9 protein-coding genes are annotated in these 16,927 nt (G+C 41.8%); 5 read left to right on the top strand and 4 right to left on the bottom strand.

Annotated features, from left to right (window positions below):
• The first annotated feature begins 5 nt into the window (after positions 1-5).
• Both KDU71_RS12270 and KDU71_RS12265 read left to right on the top strand, forming a co-directional pair.
• Complete coding sequence (locus tag KDU71_RS12270; RefSeq protein WP_212191370.1) at positions 6-1,517, top strand: RagB/SusD family nutrient uptake outer membrane protein; 1,512 nt, start codon at positions 6-8, stop codon at positions 1,515-1,517.
• Positions 1,518-1,709: 192 nt separating this feature from the next.
• The gene (locus tag KDU71_RS12265) at positions 1,710-2,837 is read left to right on the top strand and encodes a metallophosphoesterase family protein (protein ID WP_212191369.1); all 1,128 of its coding nucleotides are present in this window, start codon (positions 1,710-1,712) and stop codon (positions 2,835-2,837) included.
• A 59-nt stretch (positions 2,838-2,896) separates the two neighbouring features.
• Here KDU71_RS12265 and KDU71_RS12260 read toward each other — a convergent pair whose 3' ends face one another.
• The 3 genes from KDU71_RS12260 to KDU71_RS12250 form a co-directional block, all read right to left on the bottom strand.
• Positions 2,897-4,942 (bottom strand): tetratricopeptide repeat-containing sensor histidine kinase, encoded by a 2,046-nt coding sequence (locus tag KDU71_RS12260; protein WP_212191368.1) that lies wholly within the window; start codon positions 4,940-4,942, stop codon positions 2,897-2,899.
• Positions 4,943-5,026: 84 nt separating this feature from the next.
• Positions 5,027-7,051, bottom strand: a complete 2,025-nt coding sequence (locus KDU71_RS12255) for a tetratricopeptide repeat-containing sensor histidine kinase (RefSeq protein WP_212191367.1) — start codon at positions 7,049-7,051, stop codon at positions 5,027-5,029.
• Between the two features lie 23 nt (positions 7,052-7,074).
• Positions 7,075-7,449, bottom strand: a complete 375-nt coding sequence (locus KDU71_RS12250; RefSeq protein ID WP_212191366.1) for a hypothetical protein — start codon at positions 7,447-7,449, stop codon at positions 7,075-7,077.
• A 191-nt stretch (positions 7,450-7,640) separates the two neighbouring features.
• On the opposite strand from KDU71_RS12250, the gene zupT reads away from it, so the two are divergent.
• From zupT to nth, 3 genes are all read left to right on the top strand, one after another.
• On the top strand, positions 7,641-8,462 hold the full coding sequence (gene zupT / locus KDU71_RS12245) for a zinc transporter ZupT (RefSeq protein WP_212191365.1): 822 nt from the start codon (positions 7,641-7,643) through the stop codon (positions 8,460-8,462).
• A 162-nt stretch (positions 8,463-8,624) separates the two neighbouring features.
• Complete coding sequence (locus KDU71_RS12240) at positions 8,625-10,958, top strand: TonB-dependent receptor (protein ID WP_212191364.1); 2,334 nt, start codon at positions 8,625-8,627, stop codon at positions 10,956-10,958.
• A gap of 53 nt (positions 10,959-11,011) precedes the next feature.
• A complete protein-coding gene (gene nth, locus KDU71_RS12235; RefSeq protein ID WP_244828460.1) occupies positions 11,012-11,974 on the top strand; it encodes an endonuclease III in 963 nt (320 codons plus the stop codon).
• A 193-nt stretch (positions 11,975-12,167) separates the two neighbouring features.
• On the opposite strand, the gene KDU71_RS12230 is transcribed toward nth, so the two are convergent.
• Complete coding sequence (locus KDU71_RS12230; RefSeq protein WP_212191363.1) at positions 12,168-16,358, bottom strand: hybrid sensor histidine kinase/response regulator transcription factor; 4,191 nt, start codon at positions 16,356-16,358, stop codon at positions 12,168-12,170.
• Between the last annotated feature and the right edge of the window lie 569 nt (positions 16,359-16,927).

The raw sequence follows: 16,927 nt of genomic DNA, 5'->3' as shown, positions 1-16,927 counted from the left end.
ACAACATGAAAAATAAAATATTAATATTCACATTAGTGATGGCCCTATTCGCCGGGTGCGATGATGTACTTGACAAGGAACCTCTTACATCGATACCTGACCTTGACATGTTTACCGATACAGAAGGGGCTCAGCAAGCTTTGAATGGTATCTACAATGAAATCTCTCATGAAGACTATTATGGTAGATTGATGTATGCCTTTGAAGGTTCCAAAGGACCTGATTTTTATGTGGAAGATACGGGTAACCGCTTCCAGGAGGAAAATGGCTATCGCGAATCATCTACATTAGATGCTTATGCCGATGCTGCCTGGGAAAAAATTTACAGCTCCATCTTCCTTTGTAACAAAATGCTATCTAATATCGATAATGCAGAAGGTGAAGCTAACGAGCTTAAACGATTAAAGGGAGAAGCCTTGGCCCTTAGAGGCTTAGCCTACTTCGATTTAATGCGTTTATTTGCTTATCCACCCACCTTCTCCATCGCAAGTGGCGATAACTACCACGATATGTATAAATGGGGAGTACCTTTATTACTATCTCAGGAAGATAATAGTGCTGCATCTATTGATCCGCCTGCACGTGAGGAAGCAATCGATTGCTATGTACAAATACTAAGTGATCTGAATGAAGCGGCTCAATTGCTAAACGGCATCTCAGCCAGTGACGGAACTATTTCTTATCAGGCTGTTAATGCACTACTTGCCCGTACCTACTTATACATGGGCCAATGGGATAATGCCATTGCTACCGGAGAAAAAGCACTTGGTGGAACTTCTATGTTAGCTTACGACAGCTATACAAGTTCGTACTATAGTGCTTATAACAGCGAAAGCATCTGGGAACTTCAGTATTCGTTGGCCGATAATCTGGGGTCTAATTCACTCAATCACCTGACGCGTAATCCAACCATTGATATTCCGGGCGATCCTAATGATGGGAAAATTGCCGATGACAAAATTGGTTACGCCGGTTACGGAGGTAATGTGTACCTGAGAGAAGTATTAAACGAAGTAGATGGCGACGTGCGTCAATACCTGATTTGTGATAATGAACTGGGCGACGATACCGGTATCCGCAAATACATTGGTGACGGCAATCACTCGGTGCATAACATCTACATGGTGCGCCTGCCCGAGGTGTATCTTACGCTGGCCGAAGCCTATGCGGAGCAAGGTACAAATATGGCAAAGGCCGCTGAATACATGAATCACGTGTATGAAGCCCGCACCAATATTGAGTACACAGCACCGGCAACCACTGATTTGTTGATTGCTGATATTTTAAAAGAACGCCGCAAAGAACTGGTGTTGGAAGGACATACATTTTGGGATCATTTCCGCCGAGCCATTCCGTTCCAACGCGAAGCTGAAGGTAACGTAAGTAATGATGTGGCCTATATCGATTATACGCAGCCTCAGGTGGTTTACCCCATTCCAATGAACGAAATGGAGGCTAATCCAAACATCAGAGACCAGCAAAATCCGGGTTATGCACCGTATACAGGTGGACAGTAGAGTCATATTTTTCTAAAGGTTTAGTTAATTAATGCCTGCATAACAAGGATTATGTGCCGAAGAAGCAATAGTGTGACGCGCTTCTTCGGCATTTTTTAGTTGCTCAAACACTCTGCCTTCAGCTTTCTATGCCCTTTAAAGCTTAACTATTTGAAACATTGATTGTATTTTAGTTGAAAAATTTATTTATCCATGAGCAAAACAACACGCATTAGGCTTATCATCGTAGCCATAGTTGCATCAGCCATTGTGCTTACCGTCAAGTTCTGGCCAAAAGCTTCCAAGCCTGCATTAGAAGTAAATTTACAAAACACAACCGGCATCAGCGACGGCCCCTATATCTTCCTGAGTAAGGAGGATGCTCAGGTAAAATGGGTCATTAACGACTCTGCTTACACCCACACTCTGCTGGCATCCGATGATATACGCATTCATTCCGATGTGGATTACACATTCAATATCGATGAGCTGACTACTTTGCTAACAGATGTACCCGCCCAATTTTCCAATGTTGAAAACATAGCTGTACTTAGTGATATTCATGGCCAGTACGATCTGTTCATCAGACTGCTTAAAGCCAACCACATCATCGACGCAACAGGCAATTGGAATTTCGCTAAAGGTCACCTGGTGATTATTGGCGATGCCTTTGACCGGGGCGATAAAGTAACCGAAACCTTGTGGCACATAATCAAGCTAAGCGAACAAGCCCATCAAGCAGGCGGAAGGGTACACTACCTGTTGGGCAACCATGATGTAATGGTTTTAAATACCGACCTACGCTACATCAATGAGAAATATACTGCAGTAGAGCAAGTAAGCCATCATAGCTACGACCAGCTTTTTGGCCCTCAAACCCTGATGGGCGAATGGCTAAGAGCCTGCCCGGTGGTGCTTAAAATCAATGATATTGTATTTAACCATGCAGGCTTATCAATGGAGATGGTCAGGCATAATTTAAGTATCAAAGCTATCAATACCACCTTTGCAGAACAGATAATAGACAATCACCGCGACAGCATTCGCGCCAATGAGCATCTATCGATCCTTGCACGTTCAAATGGTCCCATCTGGTACCGTGGCTACTTTAAAGACACCACTCTGACTAATATCCACATCGACTCAATTTTAAATCATTTTGAGGCGAATCACATCGTGGTGGGACACACTTCCATGGAACAGATTGAGGTATTGTTTGACAAGCGCATATTGGCAGCTGACACCTCAATAAAAAAGGGAGAGAATGGTGAATTGTTGCTGATAGAAGACGATCATTATTATAGAGCCGGATTAGATGGAGAGAAGCAATTATTGTGGTAAAATGATTAAGGGCCTTTAGAAAAAGGCCTTTCTTCATAGCTTCAAACCAATAATAACTATCAGTCTGAGTAATATATTTCTTTTGAGACTTTAGGATTATATGTTACCTGACCTGCCGGTATAACAAAATGCACTCGTGTACCAATTCCCTCCTCTGATTGCACCCAAATGCTACCACCATGTCGCTCCACAAACTCCTTACACAAAATGAGCCCTAATCCAGTGCCCTTGGCTGACACATCTGAACTGATATAATAGGCTTCTTTCTTAGTAAACAACTGCTGTACTTCGCTGGCTGTCATGCCATGCCCCTGATCAATAATGGAGAACTGCACTCCATTTTTAAGAACTTCCGTGTTTATCTCAATCAAGCTATTGGTAGGTGAATGTTTAATTGAGTTTGAGACCAGATTACGGATTATTGTTCTAAACATATTAATATCAATCTTCAACGATAAAGAAGACTCAATATTGATGTCAAAACGTATGCCCTTGCTATTAATAGATTGGTCGAGCAGCTCAATGGTTTTTGTGATTACCGGCAATACAGGCGTTAGCAGCGGTTTATAAGTTATTTCACCACGCTGTGAATTGGCCCAGGTTAAGAGGTTCTCCAATAAATAATAAGCACTACTGGATGACTCTCGTGCCGTATTTAGCAAATTAGTGATATCCTGCGGCTCCAACTCAGGCAGCTCCATATATAACTCAACCAGTTCCTTTAGTCCGCCAACCGGCCCCCTCAAATCGTGCCCAATAACTGATAATATTCGGTCTTTAGAATTATTCAATGATTCCAGCCGCTTATTAATCGTCAATATCTGCTGCTGCTTCTCTTTAAGGCGTTTATCAGCCTCATTCAGCTTCATCCATTGCCGCTTCATATAGAAACCATTAAAAAGAAGGATAATTACAAACGAAGCAACAATGGCAATTACCACCTTGAGGTTGCCCAGCTTTTCCTGCTGCAATTCATCTTTTTGCTGCAACAGGGCTATTGCCTGATCACGCTTTTCTATCTCATAACCCTGCTCAATTTGCAACAACTTATCAGAAAAGGCAGCTTTATTGATCGAATCTTTAACCGCTACATATTCGTCAAACTGATTGAGGGCCTTTTCAGGCTCACCTGCCAATATAAGGTACTGCGTATTGTTATAATTAAACGCAAGCATCTGGTTAGGTGGGACATTCAGTTTTTGAGCCAAATCTAACATCAACGAAGAATAATGAGTCGCCTCATCTAACTGTCTTGTTTGCACACTAATTCTGAATAAGTTCTGGTAGCTTGAAAAAATCCCCAGCGAATCACCCTCTTCTTGCTTAATGGCTATGGATTTATGCAGATACTCCTTCGCCTTAGCCCAGTCTTTCTTGTAAATATAAATAACGCCTAAATTATTATAGAGCGGCTTATATCGCTTTTTGTTATTACTTTTTTCCAGGCTCTTTTCCAATAAAGAGTAATAGCTAATGGCTTCATCTGTTTTGCCTTGCTGATTATAAAAGTTGGCCACATTTAAATAAGCCATCTCTGATAAATTCACATCGCCCAGCTCTTCGGTTCGCTTCAAAAGTTCTTTATAATATTTTTCGGCTAGTTGATAGTTACGTGATTTGGAGTGGTAATTAGCCACGCGGGTGATGCAATACACCTCTCCTTCCGGACTGTTGGCTAATTTAAAAATATGGGCTGCTTCATTGAATATACCAAGTGCTTCTTCCACCTTTTGCGTATCAAGGGCCCTTACTCCCTTGTAAAAAAGAGCTTCACCGAGACCTCTTTGACAGTTACTTGCTCTTAAGTGCTTTTCGGCCATCAATAGGATTGAATCAATAACCTCTGTGTGCTTAATATACTTCTTGGCGAATTGAATATAGTAGGCCCCGTTTCTAGTACCATCTGCCGATTGTACTTTGGCTTCTAATGAGTCCAACTGATGCTTAAACGTTACATTCTTTCCAAAGCTTTTCACAAATAGTTCGGCTTCCTGTTTAGCTTGCAGGTATAAGGTGCTAAGCGAATCCTGCTCTGTAGCATGCGATACCGGAACAATATACCAAAAGGTAAGAATCAGTAGAAGGTAACCATATTTTGATGCCATAAGAAAACCCGTTTGAGCCAATAAGATCTATCAGCCTGTTTTTGTCGCATCAAAATACAAAATATTTTAATATGTGAAGACGTGTTATTGAGCAGCTGAAGATTGCAACTCATTCACCTTAGTGGTAGAAACACCTTTTTGTGGAATACTAAACCATACCTGGGTACCAACACCTTCTTTGGAATTAATCCAGATGACACCTCCGTGCCGCTCCACAAATTCCTTGCAAAGAATCAGTCCGAGCCCGGTTCCCTTAGCCGTTAATTCAGAGCCAATAAAGTAAGTCTCTTTCTTTTTAAAGATGCTCTTGGTTTCATCGGCTGTCATACCCTTGCCCTCGTCGCAAATGCAGAACTTAACCTGTTTACCGTCTTCAATCACCATAATTTTGATTAAACCATTATCAGGCGAATACTTAAGGGCGTTGGATACCAGATTGCGGATGATGGTGCGCAGCATATTCATATCCACCTGAATCACCAATGCTTTAGGAATGTCGTATTCGAAGCGAACATTGCGCACGTTAATCGAACGATCTAACAACTGTACGCTTTGCTTAATAAGTGGCGCCAATGGCGTAGCTACCGGGTTAAACACAATGTCTCCGCGCTGTGAGTTGGCCCAACTCAGCAGGTTTTCGAGCAGGTGGTAGGTACTGGTAGATGATTCGCGTGCTGCTTTCAAAAGGTTCTTAATATCGTTGGGCTCATACTCCGGCAACTCCATGTAAAGCTCTATGAGTTCTTTTAAACCACCTACTGGCCCGCGTAAGTCGTGACCAATGACCGATAAAATACGATCCTTAGCCAGGTTGGATACACGCAGCTGCTCGTTCATGCCGGTAATATCTTCCTTTTGACGCAACAGCCTGCGGCGCGACTGTGCCAACTCCTTGCGCTGCCGATTGATTAAATAACCAACCAATATAAGTATCAATAGAAAACTACCAATTACGGCTATTAATACGTTTTTAGTCTTGAGGCGAGCCTGATTTAAGGCATCTTCTTTATGTAACAAGGCAATTTCCTGATCTTTCTCTTTTAATTCAAAGCTTTTCTGCATATCTATAAGCTTGTCTGAGAAAGTGATATTAGAAAGAGAATCTTTTAACTGATAAAACCTATTTAATAGCTTGATACCATCATTTGTATGACCAGTCTTGAGTCTTAATTCAGCAAAAGTATAAATCGAATCTAGTTTTTGATCATTGCTCAACTTAACTTTAAGCTCACCGATTTCTTTACCAATAAGTTCTGCCTTCTGTATCTTGCCAGACTTGATGTAAAAATTAATCAAATTAAGCTTAGAATGAAAGACTCCATAAACATCACCTAAAGATTCTTTAATTTTTATACTTTGTATTAGATAGTGTTCTGCAATCTTATAATTATTCTTTTTTATATAGATATGCGATAAATTGTTATACAAGATAGCAAGACTCTTCTTTGATATAGCTTTTTCTACATCAACCTTGTTGTAGTATTTCAATGCTTCATTATACTTGAATTGCTCTAATTTGCAATGTCCATAATTTAGATAGCATAGATTTATAAATAATTGATTGTTTTCAGCGAGTGCAAACGAAAGAGCATTATCGAATTGCATATAAGCAACTGTGTAATTCTTTTGTTTAGAAAAAAAAATTCCACTCTCTAAATACGAAAAAACAATTCCTTTGCAATTCTCCAATCGTTTATAATAATTTGCTGCAGAATTGAAAAAATCCAGAACACTCTCACTTTTATCTATCTTTGACGCTACTTTTCCTTTCCAAAAATAAATGGAGGCTAACTTCTGTAAATCATCATCAATTAAGTTGTTCAATGCAATGTTAAAGATAGAATCGGCCTTATAGAAACAAGCGTCATTATACAATTTTTTCCCATATTCAACCAAACAAGTAGCCAGTTCATCTCTATCCAATTCGCCATTACAGACTAATATCCAATTACTTATTGAATCACATGAAATATTAGAATCATTAATTATTTCTTTTAGTGACTCAACTGACTGAATGGCCTCTGTATTATTAATATTGCTTATGCCACTTAAAAAAATAAAAAAGCAGCCTGATAATATATTTATAAATATAAATTTGACTGCTTTCATAAATAATTTTTTTCTCAATTTAACTATGGCATTGTCAGATCATCATATTCTACTACTTGCCCTTGTCCATCATCATCATCACTCAACATCGCCACATCTGCAGATTGCGCAACTACAACAGCACTTTTAAGCTTTACATTCACTCCGCGCTCCAGCAAACCAACATCTTTGCGGTTGATGGTAAAATCAACATCAAAAGTTTTAAATGTAGAAGATGTACCAGTGTAGGTGATGGTTAATGGCCGGTAGTATACATTATCGGCTACTTCGCCTTCGCCGCTTTTTGTAATGGTGCTGTCATCAGGCAGGTAAGATACCGTTCGCACAATAAATTGTTCTATTTTACCGCTAGTACCCTTAACGGTTTCTAGGTTTACATATGGAACTAATTCCTTCATATTGATTTAGGTTAAAAAATTACGAAATGCAATGTATAAAAAATTATACTGACTTGCTTTAATTATCGAATATTTTAATGCGATATTCCATTGTATTCGCAGCTATTTTCATACAATTCATAAATAACTATTAACTTTCGCCAAATTTAATAGGCAGCCGTAAACACAGCTGCGATTAGCGTTCACTTACTATGGATAATTTAGATTTTAACACTATACTTTTCGCATTTGGTTTAACCTTGTTTGCCGGTCTCAGCACGGGCATTGGCAGTGCCATGGCTTTTTTTGCCAAGCGCACCAACACACGCTTTTTGGCCTTGTCACTTGGTTTTTCGGCTGGTGTAATGATTTATGTTTCATTTGTTGAAATATTTATGAAGGCCAAAGACACCATGGTAGAGGCCTATGGTGAGATGCCCGGTACCTGGTACACGGTTATTGCCTTTTTTGGGGGCGTTTTGTTTATCGCCCTAATCGATAAATTTATCCCTTCGGCAGAGAACCCGCACGAACTGCACTCCATTGAAGAAATGGGAGATCAGCCCAAAGCTATTAAGGATAAAAAACTGATGCGTATGGGACTATTTACGGCCCTGGCCATTGGTATCCACAACTTTCCCGAGGGTCTGGCCACTTTCACGGCCGCCTTGCAGGATCCCAACCTGGGTATTGCCATTGCTGTGGCCATTGCCATTCACAATATTCCTGAAGGTATCGCTGTGTCGGTACCTGTTTTCTATGCCACCGGCAGTCGCCGTAAGGCATTCCGTTTAAGCTTCCTCTCCGGTCTGTCAGAACCCATTGGAGCGCTTATCGGCTACCTCATACTGATGCCTTTTATGACTCCCCTCACATTTGGAGTAATATTTGCCGGAGTAGCAGGCATCATGGTATTTATTAGTCTGGATGAGCTGCTGCCATCGGCACGCGAATATGGTGAGCATCATTTATCTATCTATGGACTGTTTGCCGGCATGGCTGTGATGGCGGTAAGTTTACTAATGTTCTTATGATGGCTGTGCCTATTCAACAATAGGCTGGCTCATGCTTTGATGAAATCGCATAGAAGGTTTTTTGACAATCAATCATTGTTAATCTGATTCTTGTCACCTACTAAACTTTTCATGGGCTACAGCGTTGATAATTGGTAATCGTAATTATCAATTATCTTATCAATGAAAAAGTTTTTAAACCTACTATTCTTAATTCTGCTTTCAAATATTATTATTCAGGCTCAAAAAACAGACGCCAATATATTTGGAGATGTACAAGCCGAAGGCGAACACCTCCCTTTTGTCAGCGTCTACTTAAAAGATACACAATACGGCACTATGACGGACCTATCCGGTCATTACATGCTGACTAACCTGCCTGAAGGCGAACATATACTAGTGGCCAGCCTCATGGGCTATAAGCCGGTTGAAAAAAAGGTGAACATCACCAAAGGCCAGTCGCAGGAAATCAATTTTATACTGGAAGAGCAGGTCATGTCGCTGGATGACATTGTTATTACCGGCACCAAAACCTTTAAGCGCAAAACCGAATCGGCCGTAGTGGTGAACGTGATGGAAGGGAAGAAGCTGGAGATGCTGCAGGCAGGCACCTTATCAGAAGGCTTAGCTTTTCAGCCGGGTCTGCGCATGGAAACAGATTGTCAGACTTGTAACTACACGCAACTGCGCATGAACGGTCTGGGTGGTGCTTATTCTCAAATTCTGATCAACAGCCGCCCGGTATTCAGTCCACTCACTGGTTTGTATGGTTTGGAGCAAATACCGACCAACATGATAGAGCGCATTGAAGTAGTGCGTGGCGGCGGCTCAGCACTTTATGGCGCCGGGGCTGTTGGAGGCACTGTGAATGTAATAACCAAAGTACCTGAGTCGAGCAGTTTTTCGGCATCCACTACACAATCGGTCATCAACGGCGATGCCAACGACAGCCAGGTATTTGCCAATGCGGGAATTCTATCGGATCGTAAAAATGCCGGGTTAACCCTTTTTGCCACCAATCGCAACCGCGAATCATACGATCATAACGGCGACGGCTTTAGCGAACTACCAAAGCTGAAGAACAATTCCTTTGGTTTCACATCTTTCCTGTTGCCGGCCCCTAACCATAAGCTGGAAGCCAGCTTCTCGAGCATGTATGAGTATCGCCGGGGTGGCGACCGCGAAGATTTGCCTGCCTTTCTGGCTGAGCAAACAGAGGAACGTACGCATAATGTGTTGATGGGTGGATTAGATTACAGCTTCTCATTTAACGACAACCTGTCGTCGCTGGACATATACGTAGCCGGGCAAAAAACCGACCGCGACCACTATACAGGCATTAAACCGGAAGCTGATGAACCGGGTTATCAGGAACACCTGGAGAACCCGCCCTACGGCTTAACAGAAAATGAAACCTATATGGGAGGTGTACAGCTCAATCATATGCTACCCGACTTTTTGGGTGGCAAGAACAACCTCACTTTTGGCAGTGAATACAACTATGATATGGTGGTGGATGAGATAAAGGCATATGACTATCTGCTAGACCAAACCACACGTAACGTGGGTGCCTATATCCAAAGTGACTGGGAGTTGGCTAAAAAATGGAACTTACTAACCGGTGTCAGAACCGATAAGCACAACATGGTGGACAAACTCATATTCAGTCCGCGCGTATCGCTGTTGTATAAACAAAACGGCATGCAGTTGCGAGGTAGCTGGTCAACGGGCTTCAGAGCACCACAGGCCTTCGACTCAGATATGCACATTGCCTTTGCAGGTGGTGGTATCCAACGCATACAGCTGGCCGATGACCTGGAAGAGGAGCGCTCACAAAGCTGGACGGCATCCATTAACTACGATAAACCAACCGAGAAATACATCTGGGGATTTACGCTTGAAGGCTTTCACACTACCCTTTATGATGCCTTTATTCTGGAAGAAAACGGGACGGATAGCCAAGGCAATGTGATACTTGAGAAACGCAATGGCAGCAACTCAACTGTGAAAGGGATAACTCTTGAAGGACGCGCCAATTATAATAAACTATGGCAACTCGAAGCTGGCTACACCATCCAGTCGAGCAAATACGACGAGGTGGTAGAATGGTCGGAAAGCATTGAAGGCACTAAAGATTACCTGCGCACACCAGAGCAGTATGGCTATTACACACTCACCTACAACCCGGTGTGGGGCATTAAAGCCGCTTTGTCTGGCGTTTACACCGGCTCAATGCTGGTACCCCACTTTGGAGCTGGTGAGGGTGATGAAACAGGTAATCCTATTAACGATGAACTGGTTAAATCAGACCCCTTTATGGAGACCAACATCAAACTGAGCTATGCACTTGATTGGCGATATGTAGGCGTTGGCCTTGAGTTGTTTGGCGGTGTTCAGAACCTGTTTAATGCCTATCAGGATGATTTTGACAAGGGTAAAAACCGCGACAGTAACTATGTGTATGGCCCTGCTCGCCCACGCACCATCTATTTTGGCCTTAAACTGATGAATCTTTAGAGGATAATTTGCTGACCTTGGTCAGAATGCTTCTGACCTAAGGGATCATCTTTATGACCGTGGGGATAATGTTGCTGACCTTGGTCAGGATGCTTCTGACCTATGGGATCATCCATATGACCGTGGGGATAATGTTGCTGACCTCGGTCAGGATGCTTCTGACCTATGGGATCATCCATATGACCTTGGTCAGGATGCTTCTGACCCAAGGGATCATCTTTATGACCGTGGGGATAATGTTGCTGACCCTGGAGATGAATATGATATCCTTAAGAACGGCCAATATCCCCAAAGGGATATCTCCGCGCCCTTGGGGGGATGAACAGAAAAAGATAACTTTACTGCTATTCAAAATCAATCTGAACATGCTAAAGAAAGAACGCTACAATAAAGTCATTGATTACTTTCAGGAACACATGCCGGTTGCCGAAACAGAATTACATTACACCAATCCGTATGAGCTCCTGGTGGCCGTTATCCTGTCAGCTCAGTGCACCGATAAACGCGTGAACTTGCTAACACCGGCTATTTTTGAACGCTACCCTAAACCAGAAGATATGGCCTTGGCCACGCCCGAAGAAATATTTGAGTTGATCCGCTCGTGCAGCTACCCCAACAATAAAAGTAAGCACCTGGTAGGCATGGCTCAAATGCTGATTGAAGATTTTAAGGGAGTGGTGCCCGATGATATAAAAGAACTGCAGAAGCTGCCTGGCGTTGGCCGTAAAACAGCCAATGTAATAGCCTCGGTGGTATATGAAAAACCTGCCATGGCCGTAGATACGCATGTATTTAGGGTGGCAGCCCGCATTGGCTTAACCACTAACTCCAAAACGCCATTGGATACTGAGAAGCAGCTGGTCAAGTATTTCCCCGAGGAATTATTACCCATCGCCCACCACTGGCTGATACTACACGGTCGCTATGTTTGCATTGCCCGCAAACCTAAATGTACGCGCTGTGGTTTAAAGGCCTTTTGCCGCTACTATGAGAAAGAAGTGTATAGCGAGAAATAGAATTAGTCCATTGACTTAATGGTATTATACCAAATGAATAACAAAATGATTGATAAAGCATTTTGCTTATATCATGGGTTAATGCCGAAATAGCATCACAGATTGGTTTTTAATCAATCGTTTTAATTCGTAATCGGTATTACAAAAAGGATCGCACCTTAAAGACTAGACTCTAAGATGCGATCCTTTTAGCTTATTTTGTTAATTCGCCACCCGATGCGTCCCCTTTCTGAAAGAGGGTTGGAGTTACACCAAACAGGCTCTTGAAGCTTTTTGAGAAGTATTTAGGATCGTTAAAGCCCACCTGATAGGTGACTTCCGACACATTCAGTTCACCTTGTTTCAGCAGCTTGGCAGCTTGCTTCAGGCGAATGGTGCGAATAAACTCACTGGTACTTTGGCCAGTCAGCTCACGCAGCTTCATATGCAGCAGTGTGCGGCTCACATTCATCTTCTTCACCAGCTCCGATACGTTAAAATTAGCATCGGCCATATTCTCTTCCACTGTTTGGATAGCCCGGTTAACAAACTGCTGGTCTGTTGACGTGGTGGCAATTTCCTCCACAAAATCCCATTGCTCCTTAAAGCGTGCTTTCAACAATTGACGATTAGTTAGCAGGTTCTGAATCTGCGATACCAGCAACTGCTTATCAAATGGCTTCACCACATAAGCATCGGCACCGGTCTCCAGCCCTTCACGCTTCGAGTCAACATTATCCAGTGCCGTCAGCATGATAATCGGGATATGACTGGTAATAACATTCTTACGCAACTTGCCACAGAAGGTGAATCCATCCATTTCAGGCATCATCACATCGGTAATAATAATATCGGGTAAGGATGATGAGGCTTTTTCAAGACCTTCCACCCCATTGGCTGCCTCATCCACACGGTAGTGCATTTTTAACACATTACACAAGTGGGCACGCAGGTCACTTTGATCTTCTACCACCAGCACCTTAGGCTTATCACCAGTCTCGTTTACAATAGGTTGAGCCACCTCTGTTTTTACATCCTCAGTTCTATAGTCAGTTGTATCTTGTTGTTGCGATTCTTCAATGATTTCATCAGCATTAAACATGGTTTTATCTACGCATAAATCAATGATGAACACTGTACCAACCGGTTCGTTATCCTCAATCCATATGGCTCCTTTATGCATGTCAACCAGCTCTTTCACCAACGATAATCCAACTCCGGTACCTGCTCCTCCAATGCTTTGATTTTGATCCGATTGGAAGAAACGCTCAAATATCCGCTCCTTATCCTTATCAGGTACGCCACTGCCTGTATCACTCACCTTCAGTTGCAGCTGTTTATTCTTCATCTGCAACATTTCTATTTTGATATGACCGCCTGTTGGAGTGTATTTAAAGGCATTACTCAGTAAATTGAATATTATGGTCTCCAGCTTCTCTGAATCAAACCACACCATTAATGGTTTTGAATCGATATGGCAATCAAAGTGTATATGCTTCTGATCGGCAATGCCCTGGAACGATTCGGCAATGCGCTTAATAAAACTGGTGATGTTCCGCTGGCGGATGCTGAGATGCATATTGCCCTGCGTTACCTTCCTGAAGTCCATCAGCTGATTAATCAAACGTAAGAGCCTGTCGGTATTGTTCTTCATCAGGTTCAGCTGACTGCGCGTAGCGGCAGACAGGGTGCTGTCATGTTCCAGCATCTCTTGCAAAGGACCGTTAATGAGTGTCAGGGGTGTTCTGAATTCATGAGAAATATTGGTGAAGAAACGAATTTTCATCTGATGCATCAGGGTTTCCTTTTCCCGTGCCATTTTCTCGCGCTTCAGTCGTTCACGCTCTTTAACCCTTAAAACAATCAAACGCTGGGTAAATACAAAACCTGCAATAAGTAATACAAAATAGCTCAGATACGCATACCATGTTTTATAAAATGGTGGTCTGATAATAATGGTTAATACTGCTTCCTCCGGATTCCACTCACCGTCATTGTTGGCGGCTTTTAACCTGAAAGTATAGGTATTAGGCGACAAATTAGAGTATATTACAGACCGATGGTCGGCATTGGTTACATTCCACTCTTCCTCCAATCCATCCAGCTTGTACATGTAGCTGTTTTTATTCTGCTCAAAATACGAAAGGGCAGCAAACTCAATCTGAATCACGTTCTCATTGTGCCTCAGCACTATCTCGCGAGTTAAAGCAATTGCCTGATTCAATATTATTCGGTTGTTAACCTCTACATTAGGCTTAATCTCCTTACCCGACAAACTAATTTTTCTGATAACCGGTTTGGCCACGTATGGATTACGATGCACGCTATCGGGATAAAAAGCCCATATGCCATCATAAGTTGGCATAGCCACCAAACCATCACCCAGCATCACTGTTTTGCCAGGGGTAAAATAGTTACTTAGGAAACCACCAGGCATAAAATATGGTGTAATAACCCCCAGTTCGGTACTGAAGCGTGCCAGTCCCTGCAAGGTACCCAGCCACAAAGTTTGATCAGCCCCCTGGTATATCTGACTTACTGCCGATGATGGTAATCCATCTTTTTCCTTATACACCACATTCGTTCCTTTATCAGGATTGATACGGTGCAAACCTTTGGCTGTCCCCACCCAGATATCGCCATTGCCGGCGCCATCAATTACCAGGACCTGACGATCGGCCAAAGCAATATCCTTCGAGTCTTCATTGAAGTGATACAGAAGCTTGCCTCCTTTAAGGTTACCTTCAATGGAGAAACAGTATAATCCTTCAAACTCAGTGCCTACCCACAGCCTGTTTTGCTCATCAATATAATGCGCCATAAACTGCTCGCCTACATCAAATAGCGCTCCCCCATCTGGCTTTTCATACACAAACTGCTGATGGTTATTATCAAAAATATTAATGCCATTATTGGTAATTACCCAAAGGAGCCCATTCCATTCGAAAATATTAAGTATGTGATTACCATTAATTTTATGAGGTGCCGGCTTGTACAAAGTATATTGCTTGAATGATGTCAGCACTCCATCTTCCAATACAATATGCATTAGGCCCTCTCCTTCGGTTCCTACCCATAAATGACCATTGGCATTTTTATATACAGCCGTTATATTTTTCTTAAACAGGTTAGGCGATTTCGTTGAATCGGCCAGAACTTCAGCAAATTCAAAACTGTTATTGGGTAATTTGTTGACTTCATAGAGGCCACTTTTGGTAGCCAGCATCAATTCCTCGGCATCACTCAAAACAATTTGATTAATGCGATTAAGCTCATCGGGATGATAGGTGTATTGCTCATTCTTTATTTGAATGAAGTTGTCTCGCTTCTTTGACATTTCAATAACACCACCTCCGAGCGTTCCAGCCCATACGTTCCCTTGATTATCGGGATAGATCACCTTCACTTTATTCTTGAATAAGCTTTTTAGTGCATCTTCACGCTCCTTGAAGCGCATAAAAATGCTCTGCTTTACAGATTCTCCTCTTACCAACTGATTGATACCGCCATCGTAGGTACCAACCCACAGATAACCATCCTCATCTTCGCACAAAGAATAAACGTTGTTGTGACTGATAGAGGTTGAATCCTTAGGATTATGGAGGAACGTTATAAACGAATCATTTTCCCTGTCAAAATAGTTGAGCCCATGTGCCCAGGTTCCAAACCATAAATCGCCTCGCCTGTCTTCATAAATACTCATAATAGCCGGACTACTGATGGCCCCTGTCTTTTCTTCGGCGTAATAGTTTATGAACTGAGTTGAACCAGCGTCTAAGCGACTCAATCCGCCTTCGGTCGTTCCGGCCCAAAGGGTACCATTGGCATCCTCCAATACCGAATACACATGTGGATAAATTAGACTTTTTTCATCTTCCGGATCATGCAAATAGTGAGTAACACTCACTATCGGCTTGTCATTATCAGCACCAATAGCAATATGATTCAGTCCGTTTTTTGTGCCTACCCAAAGATGATTATCGCGCGATGGAGCAAAGCAAAACACCTCATTTGATGTCAATCTAAAATTCTCATCATCCTGCACATCAATAAAAATCTCTTTTTGCAAATCAAAAATACTGATACCGCCTCCGTCAGTACCAATCCACAGACGCCCATAAGCATCTTCATATAAAGCTCTTACAATATTAGCAGCTATTGAATTGCTGTTGTTCGGCTCATTTCTATAGACTTCAACACTATATCCATCGTAACGGTGCAAACCCTCTTCAGAACCAAACCACATAAAACCATATGAATCTTGCAATATACAGTGTATATTGTTATCAGCCAGCCCATCATTTGTGGTGATGTTGGTAGTGGTATAATTCGATAACTGAGCGGTAGTAATTATATGACTACAAAAGAGGGTGAAAAGCAAAAAAAAGCGAATACTTCTGTACATAGATATAAATGCTTTAATACAAATTGAGGTTAATGAGCTTACTTCTTGATTGTGGATAGGTTGTTACAAAAATAATACAATATTCATAAAGCCTGATTACTTTGAAGTTTTAATTAAACAGATACTATCAACGGGCATTTGTTTAGAAACGAAGTCAACTATAATTATTACGGCAAGAATTCTTTTAATTTGATATTTAACAATTCTTAACTGCATCAATTTGTAATATCTCAAATATTATTGCGACTTTTGCATCAAGGATTTTTCATAAAATTGGATTTAGTTAGCTGATTTAAGGGTAAGGACAGATTTTTCAATCTGTCCTTTTTCTTTACCCTCAACTCTAAACCTTTAACATGGTTTAACGATGATTGACACCTCTTCACTATATTAATCCTCATCTTTGTACTGTAGATTTTTTTTCATAGATTTTGGATTTAGTTAACGAACTGATTAAGGGTAAGGACAGGTTTCTCAATCTGTCCTTTTTCTTTGCCCTCAACTCTAACCTTTAACATGGTTTAACGATGATTGACACCTCTTCACTATATTAATCCTCATCTTTGTAT

Origin of the sequence: Carboxylicivirga sediminis (assembly GCF_018156225.1) — a bacterium.
Taxonomy (GTDB): domain Bacteria; phylum Bacteroidota; class Bacteroidia; order Bacteroidales; family Marinilabiliaceae; genus Carboxylicivirga; species Carboxylicivirga sediminis.
This window is presented reverse-complemented; position numbering and strand designations above follow the sequence as displayed.

Excerpts from the sequence above, each read along its gene's own strand:
- KDU71_RS12240 (WP_212191364.1), top strand. The coding sequence starts at position 8,625 with ATGAAAAAGTTTTTAAACCTACTATTCTTAATTCTGCTTTCAAATATT.
- KDU71_RS12260 (WP_212191368.1), bottom strand. The coding sequence starts at position 4,942 with ATGGCATCAAAATATGGTTACCTTCTACTGATTCTTACCTTTTGGTAT.
- nth (WP_244828460.1), top strand. The coding sequence starts at position 11,012 with ATGACCGTGGGGATAATGTTGCTGACCTTGGTCAGGATGCTTCTGACC.
- KDU71_RS12265 (WP_212191369.1), top strand. The coding sequence starts at position 1,710 with ATGAGCAAAACAACACGCATTAGGCTTATCATCGTAGCCATAGTTGCA.
- KDU71_RS12270 (WP_212191370.1), top strand. The coding sequence starts at position 6 with ATGAAAAATAAAATATTAATATTCACATTAGTGATGGCCCTATTCGCC.
- KDU71_RS12250 (WP_212191366.1), bottom strand. The coding sequence starts at position 7,449 with ATGAAGGAATTAGTTCCATATGTAAACCTAGAAACCGTTAAGGGTACT.
- KDU71_RS12255 (WP_212191367.1), bottom strand. The coding sequence starts at position 7,051 with ATGAAAGCAGTCAAATTTATATTTATAAATATATTATCAGGCTGCTTT.
- zupT (WP_212191365.1), top strand. The coding sequence starts at position 7,641 with ATGGATAATTTAGATTTTAACACTATACTTTTCGCATTTGGTTTAACC.
- KDU71_RS12230 (WP_212191363.1), bottom strand. The coding sequence starts at position 16,358 with ATGTACAGAAGTATTCGCTTTTTTTTGCTTTTCACCCTCTTTTGTAGT.